The sequence below is a fragment of the Streptomyces acidiscabies genome, from assembly GCF_020010905.1.
GTDB lineage: Bacteria > Actinomycetota > Actinomycetes > Streptomycetales > Streptomycetaceae > Streptomyces > Streptomyces acidiscabies.
Genome location: NZ_JAGJBY010000001.1, coordinates 5,738,375 through 5,752,809, shown reverse-complemented (window position 1 = coordinate 5,752,809; position 14,435 = coordinate 5,738,375). Strand labels below are relative to the sequence as shown.

Genomic DNA, 14,435 nt, shown 5'->3' with positions numbered 1-14,435 from the left:
GATTTTGCCGCCTGTTTTATCTGTGGACCTGCTGCGGGCGTCCCGTCCGTGCGGACGTGTAAATGGCGGTCACGACGGCCACCGCCCGCCGCCCGTCCTCGCCGTCGCTCAGGGGCGGCCTGTTGTCGCGGACGGCGTCGCAGAAATCCAGGAGCTGGTCGCGGTGCGGCTGGTAGAGCATGCCCGTGGCGTCCCTGGCCTCGTCCCTGGCCAGTTCTGTCCGGTGGGCGTCCGACTGGTCGGCGGCGCCGAACGCCCCGTACGCGGGTGCCTCTTCGCCGTCCCGCGACAGGTGCAGGTAGGCGAGTTCGTCGTCGTCGATGACCACGCTGCCCCGGTCCCCGTTGACCGCCGTGCGGGCGGTCCGGCCGGGGTAGGCGGCGGTGGTGGCGAGCAGGGTGCCCAGGGCGCCGTCCGCGAAGCGCAGGCTGGCTGTCGCGACGTCCTCCACCGCGATCCCGGGATGCGCCAACTGCGCGGTGTGCGCGGTCACTTCCACCACCGGGCCGGCCAGCCACTGCACCAGGTCCACGGCGTGGATCGCCTGGTTCATCAGCGCGCCGCCGCCGTCCAGGTCCGGGGTGCCGCGCCAGGTCCCGGAGGCGTAGTACGCCGGGGCACGCCACCACGACAGCTCGGTCATGACGGAGGTGACCCGGCCGAGCCCGCCGGAGCGGATCGCCTCATGGGCCAGCTTCGCGGCGGGGTCGAAGCGGTGCTGGGACACCACGCCCAGTGTCCGTCCCGTCTCGCGGGCCACGCCGATCAGCCGGTCGGCGGCCTCCGGGGTCACGTCCACGGGTTTCTCCACCAGGACGTGCTTCCCGGCGCGCAGCGCCTCCTCGGCCAGTTCGGCGTGGGTGCCGCTCGGCGTGCACAGCAGGACGGCGTCCACGTCGGGCCGGGCCAGCAGTCCCGGTACGGTCGTCACGCCGCAGCCCGCCTCGGCGGCCAGCGCCCCGGCCCGCACCGGGTCCCGGCCCGCGACCGCCGCGAGCCGGGCCCGTGGGGCGAGCGCGGTGTCCTCTCGGGTCAGCAGCCGGGTCCAGAAACCGCCGATCGACCCGCAGCCGATCACACCGAACGTCAGCACGGAACCTCACATCCAGTCGGGAGAAGTCGGGGCAGCGCGGCGAGTCCGCGCTCCAGTTCGTCGAGGTCGGCGGGGTGGCGCTGCCGGTAGCGGAGGTTCACGTCCTGGACGCCCCGCCAGGTGACCGGCGCTGTCCCGCCCCCGAGCCCCGGCGCGAGCCGGTCGTACGCGGCGGTGCCGGGCCGCAGGACGAACCGGACCGGGGCGAACCAGGCGGGCGGGTCCGGCACGCGGGTACCGCCGGGTGCGCCGACCAGCACGGACACGCAGGGCGTGATGCCGGCGCCGGACAGCCTCGCCGCCGCCTCCCGGGTGCGGGGGCCGGCGTCCAGCCACACCGTCCGGCATCCGGCGGCGGCCCAGGACCGGACGTCGCTCCTGAGGACGACGTCCGCCCGGGTGCGGCTCGTCCACTCCACGCCCCGGCCGCGCAGCCAGCCGCCGGGGTCGCCGTCGGCGCCGAACACGCGGTCCAGGAAGACGACATGGCCGAGGCCCGCCGCCCGCTGGGCCGCGAGGCCGGCGAGCACCCGTTCGGGGCCGTCGGCCATCCGCGCAGCCCCTGCCGGGACGAGGCGGGGTACGCCGTCCACGACCGTCCGGGCCGTGTAGCGGGACAGCGGCACCAGGTCGTGGGCGGGCGGCGGCCAGCATTCCAGGGGCCGGTAGGGCGGGGGCCGGTTGCCCACGACGAGCACCGGCGGCAGCGGGCGCGGCATCCCGCCGTACAGGACGGGTACGGCGGCGCCCGACGCGAGGTCGCGGGTGGCGCGTACCGCCGCCGAGGCCGCCTCGCCGACGGCGACGTGATCCGCCGTCAGCTCCAGGAGCGTCGAACCCGGCAGCCGGCTGCCGTGCGGGCCGACCGCCAGCACCCGTACGCCGGGGAACCACGCGCGGGCGCGGTCCACGGCCGCCCTGACCGGGGACAGGTCCACCGGCCAGGGCGTGCCGACGGCCGTGAAGACCACCAGCAGATCGGGGACCGAGGCGGCCGGGGGGAACGCGGCGAGCCGCTCGTCCCAGACGGTGACGTCGCAGCCGTCGGCGCGCAGCCGGGCGGCGGCCAGCAGGACGTCCCACGGGACCGGGACGGCCGGCCCGTCCGAGGCGGCGGGCACCAGCAGACAGACGCGCGGGCTCGTCACGTCCGCACGGACCGTGGCCGGGGCGCGGGGTGCGCGGTCTCGGCGAGCCGGCCGATGCGCGACACTCCGCGCAGGTCGAGACCGGGGGGACCGTCCGGGGACAGCAGGGCGGCCACCGACCAGCGCAGGGCGTTGTCCAGCGGCGAGTCGTGCACCAGCCACTCGCGGGGCTGCGGTCCCGCCACGGCGAGCCGGTGCGTGTTGCGCGGCAGCCGGGTGCCCCGGGGCAGGGTCACCGGGTCGAGGTCGAGGCGCAGGGTCACCGGTCCCGCGACCACCTCGACCCGGCGCTGGCGGCTCTCCCCCGCCGTGACCGCTCCGTCGAACCAGTCCGGCACGCCGACCTGTCCCGACGGGTCGGGGCCCACGATCGTGGAGTACAGGTCGACCTCCACGCCGTCCGCGCTCACCCGCTCGTGCGCGGCGGTGGACGTCAGCTCAGGGTCCGTCGCCACGTGGAGCGTCACCTCGCCGGGTGCGGTCGCCATGTAGTGGTCGTAGGTCTCCGGCGGCAGCGCGCCGCGCAGCAGGGCGAGCATGTGCAGCCACTCGTAGCCGAAGACGCCGAAGTCGTGGTCGACGAACCGGCCGCCCGCGATGTCCTCGCGGCGGTCCTTGCCGAACCCGACCCGGACCGCCGTCAGCGGGTGCCCGGGGGCCAGCTCCCAGCGCAGTGTGCGCAGCAGGGCCATCGCCTGCGAGTGCCGGTACTGGTCCATGATCACCAGCCGGGCCTCGGGGTGGGCGTCGAGGAGCGCGGTCAGTGCGGGGATCTCCCACGCCCGGCACAGCGGCTTCTCCACCAGCAGCCGGGCCTGCGGGTCGGCGTCCAGGACGTCCGCGACCGTCGCCACGTGGGTGGCCGTCGGTGAGCACACCGACCACACGTCGACGGGACGGCGCCTCAGGGCGTCCTCGATCCGGCCGAGGACCGGGACGCCGGGTGTCTCGGCGCCCGGTGCGGGGTCGACGACGCTGACGTCGAACCCGAGGTCGCTCAGGAGGCGCTGGTGCAGGCGGCCCGCCGCTCCGAACCCGATCACGCAGACGTGGGTCCCCGTCGTGCGGGGGTTCACCGGGCCGCCCGCGAGCCCGAGGCGAGGTACTCCTCGTAGTAGGCGGCGAACAGGCCCGCCTCGTCGATCGCCCGGTCCACCGGTTCGAGGTGCAGGCCGGGGCCGAGCGAGGCGGCCTCGCGGCAGAGGGTCTTCGCGGCGATGAGGGTGCCGGCCCGGTAGGCGTCGTAGCCGCGGTTCGCGATGCCCTCGTACTCGAAGAGGTTGAGCGAGCGGCCGTCTCCCAGCAGGGTCGCCGTGGTGCCCGTCGGCAGGGTGTAGCGGACGCCGACCAGCGGGACCGCTGTCGACTCCAGGCCCTCCAAGTTCTCGCTGAGGAGGCTGAAGTCCTTGGTGGCGAAGCCGGCGAGGTGGACGCCGTCGGGCAGCAGCGGCAGGTCCTTCGGGGTGATGGCGAGTTCGCCGGTGTTGCCGATGATCAGGAACGGGGAGTGCGCGGCGAGCGCCTCGCCGGCGCTGCGGTAGGTCTCGTAGCCGTGCTCGGCGGCCGTGATCAGGGTCAGGACGTCGGTGTCCACCACGGAGACCCGGCAGCCCAGGGCGCGCAGCGCGTGGGCGACCCGGCCGCCCAGGGTGCCGTAGCCCAGGAGCAGGACGTGCCGGCCGATGAACTTCTCGCCGGGGAGGATCGCGCGCAGGCGCCGTACGCAGGAGTCGGCGATCTCGTTGTAGCCGAGCATGCTCTTGAGGCGGGAGCGGGCCATGTTCAGGACGGGGATGTCCAGTTCGCCGGGTGCGCCTGCGATCCGCTTCAGGCCGCTGACCGTGAGTTCCAGGGCGCCGTCGATGCGTTCGTCCAGGACGCCGCTCGCGCCGTAGCCCTGTGCGAGGAGGCCGCCGTCGTCGACGACGAGGACCTTGCGGCCCGCTTCGTGGGCGCGCCGGACGAAGGCGTCGACCTGCTCGTTGACCGCCAGCGCGTACGCCTTCTCGGCGGTGTCCGCCGAGCCGTTGATCACCGAGTTGTCCAGGGTGTCGCTCTGGTAGCCGCGGCTGAGGAACCAGGCGTGCACGCGGTCGCGGTGCAGGGTGCGGTCGCCCTTGTTCAGCGCGAAGATCCACTTCCGGTCGATGCCGGCGCGCTCCATGCCGAGCAGGAAGCCGACGCTGTTCTCCACGTAGTGGTCGCGGAAGACCAGCGCCCAGTCCCGCAGCGCCGGTTCCTCGGTGGCGTACCGGTCGACGAGCGGCATGCCCCGGACGATGGAGGCGATCTCGGCGTCCGTGTAGCACCGGCCGTCCCGGTTCAGGGCGTCGGCCAGGCGCTCGAAGACCGCCTCCGCCGCCGGGGACAGCGCGCCCTGCGCCGCCAATAGCACCTGGGTACGGCCCGCCGGGGGGTCGATGGCGTCCAGGGTGTCGGGGGCCGCGTCCGCGACGGACCTGCTGCGGACGTGTACGGGGGTGCCGTCCAGGTCGAACAGGACGGTGTCCGGCGTCGCGGAGCGGACTGGTACGCCTTCGCCGCGCAGGACGGCGCGGACGGTTTCGCTCACGTCGTGGGGGGTCATCCGGCCGTCGAGGATCTCGTAGCGGCCTGTCGCGGGGCCGGGCGTGCCGGTGTCGACCGCGACGTTCGTGGGTTCGCTCTCCGTGAGGGCCATCGTCTCAACCTCTTTCTCGTCGTGGATCGAGTGGGGGGGCGGCCGGTCCGCGAGAAGTCCGGGTTGCCGGGGACACGGCTGCGAGGGCCGTCTCCGATCGAGAGCGAGCCTATGAAGATCGTCCGGCGGCCCCCCACCCCCTACGCCCCCTAGGAACCCCTACCGGCGCGGCGGGGGACAGGGGTTCGTAGGGGTTGTAGGGGGTGGGGCGGGCCGTGTCGATCTTCATAGGCTCGCCGTGCCGCGACCGGCCGCTCTCTTCCTGCGAAGAGCCCCCCACGACCCGACCCGGAGCCCCCATGACCCAGGTCTGTTTCGCCATCCCCGACGACGAATTCGAGCGTGACTTCCTCCAGTTGCCGCTGGACGTGGCCAACGCCTGTGCGGCGCTGCGCGCCGAGGGCGTCGGTGTGTCCGTGTGGGACAACCGGCTCGACGACAGCCCGCCCGGCGACATCCCGCACCCCGACCTCGTGGTCGTGGTGACGGCGATCGCCGACCGCGCCCAGTGCTACCCCCTCGTCCTGGACCCGGTCCGGGAGCTGGTCGACAAGGCGCGCGGGCGCTGGCCGGGGGCGCGCGTGCTGGCCTGCGGGCCGCACGCGACGCATCTGCCGGAGGCGACCCGCACCGAACTGGGCGCCGACTTCGTCGCGCGCGGCGAGGTCGACTCCGCCGCGATCCAGGCGGTGCGCGACCTGACCGGCGGCAAGCCCGCGCTGCCCGTGATGCCGCTGGTCGACAGCTACCCCCAGCTGTCCACCGAACAGTGGCCGCTGCCCGCGTACGACCTGTTCGACCTGTCCGCGTACACCGCCGAGGTGTTCATGGACGGCCGGGTCCGCCGGGGTTCGTGCGGCATGGTGCTCGGCGTGCGCGGCTGCACCTACGGCTGCACGTTCTGCCACCTCCCGTTCGGCACCCGGATGCGCCCGCAGCCGGTGGAGCGCACCCTCGCGGAGATCGCGGCGATGCGGGAGCGCGACGTCGACTTCGTGTTCTTCCTGGACTACGTGTTCGGCCTGCACCCCACCTTCTACAAGGAGTTGTGCGACGCTCTCATCGGCGAGGGGCTCGGCTGGACCGGCCAGAGCCGCGCCGAGGTCGTGCTGCGCACGGACGTCGAGCAGTGGGCGAAGGCCGGCTGCAAGGGCATGTGGCTGGGCGCCGAGTCGCCCGGCATCGCCGAGACACCGGTCGGCAAGCGGGTCAAGCCGGGGGTCACCGACAGCGCGGTGCGCCGCCTCCAGGACGCCGGGGTCACCCCGTTCGCGTTCATCCTGATCGGGCTGCCCGACGACCCCGCCTGCGCGAGCGGCGAGCTGCTGGAGTGGGCGACGAACCTGCCCGGCTACTTCGGCCTCAACCAGCTCTTCCTGCGCCCCGGCACCAAGCTCTACGACCAGCTGGCGCCCCGCTACAACGACGGCCGTACGCCCGCCACCTGGGCCGAGGTGGAGGCGGTGACCCGCCGCTACCGGGAGAGCTACCCCGTCGACCTGGACGCCCTGCGCGACCAGCTGATGCGGCTGCCGAACTACCTCGGCAACGCGATGGCGACGCTGTGACGCCGTGCACGCGCCCCGTCTCGTGATCGGCGTGCGGTGACGGCGTTGACGACCCGTGGGAAAGGGCAGCGGCTCCTGTTCGCCGCCGTGGTGATCGACAGCACCGGCAGCGGACTGGCCGTGCCCTTCCTCCTGCTCTACCTGACCTGGCACGACGGCATGGCGGCCACCACCGCCGGGACGGTCCTGACGGTCGCCGGGATCGTCGCCCTCGCCGCCGGGCCCCTGTCCGGTCCGCTCGTGGACCGGTTCGGCCCGCAGCGGATCGTCCAGGTGGCGCACCTGCTGCGCGCGGCGGCGTTCCTCGGCTACCTGACGACCTCCTCCCCCCGGGCGGCCCTGGGCCTCGCGGTCCTCGCGGCGGTCGGGGACAACCTGTTCTGGCCCGCCAACCGGGCTTTCCTGGCCCGGCGTTGCGCGCCGGACGAGCTGCTGCGCTGGTACGGGCTCGAACGGACCCTGCGCAACGTCGGGCTCGCGGCGGGCGGGCTCGCGGCGGGCTTCCTCGCCGGTCTCGGCTCCGCCGGGCTGCGGTCGATCATGGCGGCGAACGCGGCGAGCTACCTCCTCGCCACCACCTTGATCGCCCTGCTGCCCGCCGCCGGGAGCGGTCCGCGCCCCGCGTCCCCGACCGCGCCGGACGCTCCCCGGCCCGGCCGTCCCTACGTCACCATGGTCGCCGCCAACACCCTGCTCGTCCTGGTCACCTCGGCGCTCCCGGTGCTGGTGCCGCTGTACGTCGTCCAGGCGCTCGGCCGGCCGTCCTGGCTGGTCGGCGTGGTGTTCGCGCTCAACACGCTGCTGGTGACGGCGGGGCAGGTCCTGGTGGTGCGGTGGGTGGAGCGGCGTGACCACCTGCGGGTCATGCAGTGGGCGGGTGCGGTGTGGGCGGTGTCCGCCGCGCTGTTCGGGGCGGCGAGCGGGCTGCCGGGGGCGTTCGTGGCGCCGCTGCTCGTCGTGGCCGTGGTCGTGTTCACGGCGGCGGAGCTGATGCACGGCCCGACCGGTGACGCCGTCGCCGTCCGGATGGCGCCCGAGGACCGGCCCGGCCGCCATCTCGGGCTGCACCAGCTGTCGTGGGGCGTGGGCTCGGCACTCGCGCCGCTGGTGCTGACCGGCGCGCTGAGCCTGGGCGCCGGCTGGCCGTGGGCCCTGCTGGCGGTGGCGGCGCTGGCTGCCTGCGGGGCGCTGTCCACCGTACGCAGTGCCGTCGGGCAGGTCCGTGCGGGGCCCGCCGAACGAGAAGAGAGGCAGAAAGAGGCGAGCGATGGCCGATGAGATGACGTTCTGGGACTACTCCAGGTCGCAGGTGCTCAGCCGGTACAACGGGTCGGTGATCGGGGTGCGGGAGCTGCCGGAGCTGTGCCGGGTGCGTGCGGACGCCGAGTCCGTCGACGCGCGGTTCCCCGCCCCGGAGCAGATCGCGGGGGTCCATCCGCTGGCGCTGACGAAGCCGCGCCGGTGGGAGGCGGCGGTCGGGGCGGCGGTCTACGCCGGGAGCGGGCAGGTTCCCGTGCGCGAGGAGGTCATCAAGGGGCGCGAACTCCTCGACCGACTCCCGAGGTCCGACCGCGCCGCCCTGACCGTCCCCCGGATGCTGGCCCTCGTCCCCGCCCTGATCGCCGGGTTCCGGCTCAGCAGGCAGGCGGAGGGGTTCAATCCCGAGGCCAACCGGTACGTCGACGGCGCGCGGTTCCTGTCGATGCTCCTGGCGGACCGGCCGTCCCTCGGCGTCGAGATCGGCCTGTGCGCGCACCGGGCCGGGGTGAGCGACCCGACGCTGCCCGCGCACGTCAGCCTCACCGGCGCGCAGCGCATGACGGCGTTCGTCAGCGCCCTCCTGGACAACTCCCTCGCCGGGCGCCGCACCGTCGACGTCACCCAGCAGACCGCGACCGACCGCGCGTCCGCCACGGTCAACTCCCTCGTCCTGATGCGGTACGCCGCCGAGGGCCGCATCGAACACCTGCTGCGCGTCCTCGACCAGCACGCCGAGGACATGCGTACGGTCCTGGAGCGCCACAGCGCGCTCTCCGCCACGCGGTTCCGCTTCACCCCGCTCGACCCGCTGAGCGACCTCGTCGAGCAGGACATGACCGAGGCGTTCGGCCCCGACTGGTCCGGCGCGCCGGCCGTCGCCCACTGGCGGCCGGGGACGGTCCTGGACGCGGCCGTCGAAGCCTCGCAGGGGACGATGACCCGCTTCCTGCGCGAGGAGACCTTCGACCTGGAGCAGGCCCTCAAGCTCCACGCCGCCTCGGACACCCCCACCGAACGGGGTGCCGCCGCGCTGCGGTGGTTCGCCCGCCACGAGGAGCGCCCCCTGCTGGCCCGCGCCCGCTACCACGTGGCCCTCGCCCACCGGATGGCCCTCAGCACCCTCGGCAGGAACGGCATCGGCATCGGCATGGAACGCGGGTGGTACGCGTACCAGTGGCTCGCCTGGTCCGCCGCGTACGAGGGTGGCCCGATGCCGCTCCTGTACGCCAGGAGCTCCACGGAACCCCCGAGCCCCGTGTCCCTGCGGAGCTTCGGCCTGCGGCAGTTCTGGTGATCACCGTGCGACGGCCGTCTTCCGGCGGACTTTCGCCACGGGGGCTACGGGAAGCGGGGCAGGGCGTCCGGCGAGGCTCTTGAGGCCGACGGCGGTCGCGGCGGTGACCAGGGTTCCGGCGGCGACGGCGAGGAGGAAGAGCGGCAGTCCGCCGATGTCTGCGGCGGCGAGGACACCTCCGTAGGGGACGGTGATCGTGGCGTGGAAGGTCATGGTCAGGGCCCCGGTGACGGCCCCGCCGGCCATGCCCGCCGGGAGCACCCGCAGCGGGTCGGCGAGGGCGAAGGGGACGGCGCCCTCGGGGACGAAGGCCGCGCCGAAGAGCCAGGCCGCCTTGCCGTAGGCCCGCTCCGACGGGGTGAAGAGCCTGCCTCGGACGACGGTGGCGAGGCTCATGCCGAGCGCGGGCACCATCCCGGCCGCGACGACGGCGGCCATCATCGTCATGTCGGTCGGGTTGAACCTGTCGGGGTCGACGCCGCTGACGCCCACGGTGCCGAAGGCGACGGCCGCCTTGCCGATCGCGCCGCCGAGGTCGCAGCAGACCATCAGCCCTAGGACCGCGCCGGCCAGCGCGAGGTGGTTGAACTCCAGCCATACGAGCTTGCTGTGCAGCCACCCGGTCAGCGCGGTGAGTTGCTCCCCGGCGAGGGCGATGATCAGCGCGGCGGTCACCAGGCTCGCCAGCAGCGGCACCAGTACGGCCGGGGCGGCGTCCCTCAGCGCCGACGGCACGGGGATCCGGGCGAGCGCCAGGGTGGCCCCGCCCGCGACTAGGCCGGCCAGCAGACCGGTGAGGACACCGCCCTGGACGCCCGTCGCGGCCATGCCGCCCAGCAGTCCCGGCACCAGCGCCGGCCGCCCGGCGATGCCGTACGCGAGGTAGGCCGCCAGGCCCACCGGCAGGAAGCCCAGGCCGCTGGCGCCCAGTCTGAGCAGGAGCGCGGCCCAGGTGTGGGGTTGGGTCCAGTCGGCTTCGGCGAGGATGCGGTCGGCCGTGTCGGTGACGCCGGGGCCCGCGATGACGAGGGCGAGGACGCTCATCGTCGCCGCGATCCCGGTGAAGGGGGCGAACCAGGGGACGCCCATGGCCCGCCAGGGGGCGGTTCTCAGGCCGAGGGGCGGGGTCGGGGCGGCGTCCCGTTGGGGGCGGGCGGGCTTGCGGGGGCGGGACATGGTGGCTCCAGTCGGGGAGGGTAGGGGCGCGGCGCGGGCGCGGTACGGCCCGGGGAGGGAGAGGCGCCGCGCGGGCGCGGTACGGCCGGGGGTGCCGGCCGCCCCGGTGGGACGGCCGGCAGTCCTGCGGTCACCTGGTGACGACGTCGACTCCCAGGTCCTGGGTGATGGCCGCGATGTTCACGCCGACCATGTGTTCCCGCGAGCAGTGGCAGGGGCTCTCGGCCTGCCAGACCACGCCCGAGTGGCCGCCGACGATCCACGCGCCGGACTCGGTGTCGTCCGTCGTGTAGATGGGGGCGCCGGAGTCGCCCGGCTGTGTCAGCTGCCCGTTGTCGTAGGCCGGCCAGTTCGTGCCGCCCTGGTTGTAGACGAAGCCCTTGCCGTCCCTGATGCAGTTGGCACCGCCCGAGTAGCAGATGCTGAACCTGCTGTTGGAGATCGGGTGACCGCAGTGGTTGAACGACACGGAGCCGCTCACGCACACCTTCGTGCCGTTGTCGGGCAGCTCCGTCCCGTGGACGAACATCGATGCGCCGCTGCCGGCGAGGCCCCCGGTGAACATGAAGCTGTCGTAGGGCTTGGCCGTGTTGCCGGACATCAGCTCGGTGTCGATGTTCTGGTCGCGGCGCGTGACCTGGCCGACCCAGTTGCCGAAGCCGTTGTTCTGGCCCCGGCTGTAGACGTGCGTCAGGTTGCCGTAGCAGTGCCCGGCGGTCGTCAGGTAAAGGTGACCGGTGGCGTGCTGCTTGACGGCGAAGCCGGCCGTGCACTTGTACGCCTGGGTACCCTCGGTCCCGATCAGCGCGGCTCCGGCCCAGAACGGCTGGGCGTCGGCGAAGCGGCTCTGCTGGGGTTCCAGACGGGCCTGCTGTACCTCGACGGCTCCCGGGTACGCGCTGGTCAGCGACTTCGTGACGGAGTCCGGGGCGTCCGTGTAGACCGTCACCTTGTCGCTGGCGGCGTCGTAGGCGGTGGCCACGCCGTACCGGTCGGCGTCGTCGTTCCAGGTGCGGTCGGTGACCTTCGTCTGGATCGTGTCCAGGGTGTCCTTGCTGAACCGGCTGGTCTGTACGGTCGTCCGCGCGTCCGCCGGGAGCAGGTTCTCGACCTTGGCCTTCACCGCGTCCGGCGTGCCTGCGGCGAGCCTCAGCACTGTGCCGGAGTCCGCGACGCCGAGGACGGAGGGGGTGGTGGCGAGGTGGTCTAGCTGCTTCCACTGGCTCTCGCTGGGGGCGGCCGGGGTCGCGGCGGGCGCGGCTGCCGGGGCGGTCGGGGCGGTGACCGACGCGAGGGCGACGGTCGGGGCGCCCACGGCCAGTACGCCTGCGGCGACAGCCGTCAGGATCAGCCGGGTCGGGCGGTTTCTCATGTGCACAGTTCCTCGATTCACTGACAGGGGGTTGGGACAGGGGTTGGGGCAGGGGGGTGGGATACGTGCGCTGCGCAAAGAAACCGAGGATTCTTGACGAAGGCCCGACGGTCGAATCACAGTCGTCGATCAGTCGGCATGGGATTCGCCGTACGCGACGGAGGGGGTGAGGTTCCTTGCATGGACGACCCGAACCCGGTCCCGACGTGCCTCGTACGGCCCGGCACGACTGGTGGGGCGTCGTCCTTGAGGCGCCCGATCCTCATGAACTCGCCCGCTTCTACTCGGAGTTGCTCGGGTGGGCGATCGTGAAGGAAGACGCCGACGGGGCTGCGGTCGCGCCTTCGGAAGGGGGCGCGTATCTCGGTTTTCAGCGTGCCGAGGGGTACGTCCCTCCGGTCTGGCCCCCGCGCGAGGGCGCCCCGCGGATGAGCGCCCATCTCGACTTCGAGGTCACCGATCTCGGGGTGGCCGTCGCGCACGCGGTCCAACTCGGGGCGCGGGAAGCCGAGTTCCAGCCGCAGAGCGACGTCCGTGTCCTGCTCGATCCCGCCGGGCATCCCTTCTGCCTCTACACGGACGGCCATGGTTAAGGTGGGCCGATGCCGCTCGTGGAGATCACTTACGCCCCGCATGTTTCGCCGGACACCCTGCGCGAACTCGGTTCCGTCCTCCCCCATCTCGTGTCCATCGCCGTGGAGTGTCCCGAGGAGCCCTACGACGGGGAACTCCAGCCGGGGGACGTGGAGTTGCGGTTCCGGGCGCTCGGGCCGTACGACCGTAGCGGGCTCGATGTCGTGATCGAGGTGCGGTCGAAGTGGTTCGAGAGCCGGGCGGGGAATCGGCAGGAGCGGGTGGATGCGCTGCACTCGGGGATCGCTGGGGCGACGGGTCTGGAGGATTTCGGCGTGTACCTCTCGCTGCCGGTGGCGGCCTGGTCCCAAGGGGATTGACCCGTGGACCTCGACCTCGCCGAGCGGCTGCGTCACGTGTACTGGATCGGCGGGAGCCCCGGCGCAGGCAAGTCGACGATCGCCCGCAGGCTCGCCGTGCACCACGGCTGGCACCTCTACGTCACCGACGACTCGATGCCGGACCACGCCGGCCGCACCACACCCCAACAAGCCCCGTTCCTCCACGAGTTCATGGCGATGGGCATGGACGAGCGGTGGGTGTACCGGTCTCCGCGCACCATGTTCGAGACGTTCCACTGGTACCGGGGCGAGGGCTTCGACCTGATCGTCGAGGACCTGCTCCGCCTGCCGCAGGACCGGCCCGTGATCGCCGAGGGCTTCCGCCTCCTCCCCCACCTCGTCCACCCTCTGCTCCCCACTCCGCACCACGCCGTCTGGCTCCTCCCGACGCCCGATTTCCGGGAGGCGGCCGTCTCCGGCCGGTCGGCTCCCGGCGAGGGGTTCATCTGGCGGACCAGCGACCCGGAGAAGGCCGCGCGCAATCTCGCGGAACGGGACGCCATGTTCGTCGAGCAGCTTGAGCGAGAGACCTCACGCCTGCACCTGCATGTCGTCCGGGTCGACGTCACGATGACGGAGGAGGAGCTTGGGGAGCAGGTCGCTGGGGCGTTCGGGTTGTGATGCCGCGAGCAGCCCGCCTCGACTAGGACACCTCCTGGCCTACTCCAGCCCTACCGTCGTCGGTACCGCACTTCGGCGAGAGGAACCCCATGTCTGCGCAGCCCCACGGCTACACCACCGTCGCTCCCTGGGTCGTCACCGATGACACCGGAGCGTTTCTGGATTTCGTCGTGGAAGTGTTCGGCGGCGAGGAGTTGGGGCGGGTGGTGACCGAGGACGGGGCCGTCGGGCATGGGGAGGTCCGGGTCGGGGACACCGTGGTGCTGGCGTTCGACCGGCGGGAGGACTGGCCGGTGATGCCGAGTCTGCTGCGGGTGTTCGTGGGGGACGCGGACGACGTCGTCGCACGGGCTGTGGCGGGTGGCGGCAGGGTGGTCACGCCCGTCATGCACAGTGCCTTCGGACAGCGGGGCGGGCGGGTCCGGGATCCGTTCGGGAATGTGTGGTGGGTGGTCCAGCATGTCGAGGACGTGGCCGAGGAGGAGATCTGGGAGCGGATGTCGTGGCCCGAGCACGTCGAGGGGATGCGGGTCGCGCAGGAGACGCTGGACGTCGAGTTGAGCGGGCGGCGGCAGGGGCGCAGCAGCGCGCCGGTCAGGTGAGGTCGTGGGCGACCGCGGCGTCCAGGAGGGGGCCGAGTTCTCGGGTCGCGGTGTCCAGGGCCCTCGTGCTCTGTTCGGCGCGGGCGATGAGGAGGGCGCCTTCAATGGTGCTGATCATGAGGGTGGCGAGCGGGGTGGCCCGGTGTTTCGGCACACCCATCCCGGTGAGGGCGGCGGCCACCGCGTCGGTCCACCCGGCGAAGGCGTTCGACGCGGCTTCCCGGGTCGAGGGCGTGGTCTTGGCGCAGTCGACGGTGGCGGCGGCCACGGGGCAGCCGCCCGCGTAGCCGGAGGTCTCGTACTCGTCGGTCCACTGCCGGACCATCTCGGCGAAGAGGCCGCTGGGCGTCGGTGAGGGGAGGGCGGCCAGGAAGCGGGGCACGCGGTTCCCGGCGTACCGGCCGGCCCACTGGACGGCCTCGTTGACCAACTGCTCCTTGCCGCCGGGGAAGTAGTGCTGGAGCGAGCCGCGCGGCGCCTGCGCGTGGGCGGCGACCTCACGCATCCCGGTCGCACCGACTCCGTCGCGCCGGATGAGCTGGGCCGCACTGAAGACCATCCGCTCGCGCGCTCCGCGTTCCGTCACCCCTGTATCTCCCTTTCCGTATCCTCCGACGAGTCTATGACCGCTGTCATAGCGCGGGCTA

At 73.1% G+C, this 14,435-nt stretch carries 14 protein-coding genes; 7 read left to right on the top strand and 7 right to left on the bottom strand.

Features of this window, described 5'->3' with window-relative positions; genetic code table 11:
- Positions 1 to 16: 16 nt before the first annotated feature.
- From J8M50_RS26260 to J8M50_RS26245, 4 genes are read right to left on the bottom strand one after another with little or no spacing between them, the layout of a single operon-like run.
- On the bottom strand, positions 17 to 1,093 hold the full coding sequence (locus J8M50_RS26260; RefSeq protein WP_010357386.1) for a Gfo/Idh/MocA family protein: 1,077 nt from the start codon (positions 1,091 to 1,093) through the stop codon (positions 17 to 19).
- Positions 1,087 to 2,241 (bottom strand): radical SAM protein, encoded by a 1,155-nt coding sequence (locus J8M50_RS26255; RefSeq protein WP_202950059.1) that lies wholly within the window; start codon positions 2,239 to 2,241, stop codon positions 1,087 to 1,089. The genes J8M50_RS26260 and J8M50_RS26255 overlap by 7 nt, the downstream gene beginning before the upstream one ends.
- Positions 2,238 to 3,284: a Gfo/Idh/MocA family oxidoreductase gene (locus tag J8M50_RS26250; RefSeq protein WP_100216867.1), complete on the bottom strand. Its 1,047-nt coding sequence runs from the start codon at positions 3,282 to 3,284 to the stop codon at positions 2,238 to 2,240. Before J8M50_RS26250 ends, J8M50_RS26255 begins: the two co-directional genes overlap by 4 nt.
- Positions 3,285 to 3,313: 29 nt before the next feature.
- Positions 3,314 to 4,921: a Rossmann-fold NAD(P)-binding domain-containing protein gene (locus tag J8M50_RS26245; RefSeq protein ID WP_010357383.1), complete on the bottom strand. Its 1,608-nt coding sequence runs from the start codon at positions 4,919 to 4,921 to the stop codon at positions 3,314 to 3,316.
- A gap of 299 nt (positions 4,922 to 5,220) precedes the next feature.
- Here J8M50_RS26245 and J8M50_RS26240 point away from each other — a divergent pair, with 299 nt between their 5' ends.
- Genes J8M50_RS26240 through J8M50_RS26230 form a run of 3 tightly spaced genes read left to right on the top strand, consistent with a single transcriptional unit; the run spans position 5,221 to position 9,043 of the window.
- Positions 5,221 to 6,489: a B12-binding domain-containing radical SAM protein gene (locus J8M50_RS26240; protein WP_010357382.1), complete on the top strand. Its 1,269-nt coding sequence runs from the start codon at positions 5,221 to 5,223 to the stop codon at positions 6,487 to 6,489.
- Between the two features lie 36 nt (positions 6,490 to 6,525).
- Positions 6,526 to 7,767, top strand: coding sequence for an MFS transporter (locus J8M50_RS26235; protein ID WP_010357381.1), 1,242 nt, complete (start codon positions 6,526 to 6,528; stop codon positions 7,765 to 7,767).
- Entirely contained in the window at positions 7,757 to 9,043 is a 1,287-nt protein-coding gene (locus J8M50_RS26230; RefSeq protein WP_010357380.1) for a hypothetical protein, read from the top strand. Before J8M50_RS26235 ends, J8M50_RS26230 begins: the two co-directional genes overlap by 11 nt.
- Here the strand turns inward: J8M50_RS26230 and J8M50_RS26225 are convergent, their stop codons facing one another.
- Positions 9,044 to 10,219 (bottom strand): PTS fructose transporter subunit IIC, encoded by a 1,176-nt coding sequence (locus J8M50_RS26225; RefSeq protein WP_050987342.1) that lies wholly within the window; start codon positions 10,217 to 10,219, stop codon positions 9,044 to 9,046. It lies immediately after the preceding gene.
- A 130-nt stretch (positions 10,220 to 10,349) separates the two neighbouring features.
- Positions 10,350 to 11,591, bottom strand: a complete 1,242-nt coding sequence (locus tag J8M50_RS26220; protein WP_010357378.1) for a chymotrypsin family serine protease — start codon at positions 11,589 to 11,591, stop codon at positions 10,350 to 10,352.
- A 176-nt stretch (positions 11,592 to 11,767) separates the two neighbouring features.
- Between J8M50_RS26220 and J8M50_RS26215 the strand changes: the two genes are divergently transcribed.
- The 4 genes from J8M50_RS26215 (at position 11,768) to J8M50_RS26200 (ending at position 13,788) form a co-directional block, all read left to right on the top strand.
- Positions 11,768 to 12,184 carry a VOC family protein gene (locus tag J8M50_RS26215; RefSeq protein ID WP_050987341.1) on the top strand — a complete coding sequence of 139 codons (417 nt, stop codon included), beginning with the start codon at positions 11,768 to 11,770 and terminating at the stop codon, positions 12,182 to 12,184.
- A 9-nt stretch (positions 12,185 to 12,193) separates the two neighbouring features.
- Complete coding sequence (locus J8M50_RS26210) at positions 12,194 to 12,544, top strand: hypothetical protein (protein WP_010357373.1); 351 nt, start codon at positions 12,194 to 12,196, stop codon at positions 12,542 to 12,544.
- A 3-nt stretch (positions 12,545 to 12,547) separates the two neighbouring features.
- Entirely contained in the window at positions 12,548 to 13,186 is a 639-nt protein-coding gene (locus J8M50_RS26205) for a hypothetical protein (protein ID WP_010357372.1), read from the top strand.
- Between the two features lie 89 nt (positions 13,187 to 13,275).
- Positions 13,276 to 13,788, top strand: a complete 513-nt coding sequence (locus tag J8M50_RS26200) for a VOC family protein (protein WP_010357369.1) — start codon at positions 13,276 to 13,278, stop codon at positions 13,786 to 13,788.
- Here J8M50_RS26200 and J8M50_RS26195 read toward each other — a convergent pair.
- On the bottom strand, positions 13,781 to 14,347 hold the full coding sequence (locus J8M50_RS26195) for an LmrA/YxaF family transcription factor (RefSeq protein WP_050987344.1): 567 nt from the start codon (positions 14,345 to 14,347) through the stop codon (positions 13,781 to 13,783). The genes J8M50_RS26200 and J8M50_RS26195 overlap by 8 nt on opposite strands.
- Positions 14,348 to 14,435: the final 88 nt, after the last annotated feature.

Excerpts from the sequence above, each read along its gene's own strand:
- J8M50_RS26245 (WP_010357383.1), bottom strand. The coding sequence starts at position 4,921 with ATGGCCCTCACGGAGAGCGAACCCACGAACGTCGCGGTCGACACCGGC.
- J8M50_RS26240 (WP_010357382.1), top strand. The coding sequence starts at position 5,221 with ATGACCCAGGTCTGTTTCGCCATCCCCGACGACGAATTCGAGCGTGAC.
- J8M50_RS26230 (WP_010357380.1), top strand. The coding sequence starts at position 7,757 with ATGGCCGATGAGATGACGTTCTGGGACTACTCCAGGTCGCAGGTGCTC.
- J8M50_RS26225 (WP_050987342.1), bottom strand. The coding sequence starts at position 10,219 with ATGTCCCGCCCCCGCAAGCCCGCCCGCCCCCAACGGGACGCCGCCCCG.
- J8M50_RS26220 (WP_010357378.1), bottom strand. The coding sequence starts at position 11,591 with ATGAGAAACCGCCCGACCCGGCTGATCCTGACGGCTGTCGCCGCAGGC.
- J8M50_RS26210 (WP_010357373.1), top strand. The coding sequence starts at position 12,194 with ATGCCGCTCGTGGAGATCACTTACGCCCCGCATGTTTCGCCGGACACC.
- J8M50_RS26200 (WP_010357369.1), top strand. The coding sequence starts at position 13,276 with ATGTCTGCGCAGCCCCACGGCTACACCACCGTCGCTCCCTGGGTCGTC.
- J8M50_RS26195 (WP_050987344.1), bottom strand. The coding sequence starts at position 14,347 with ATGGTCTTCAGTGCGGCCCAGCTCATCCGGCGCGACGGAGTCGGTGCG.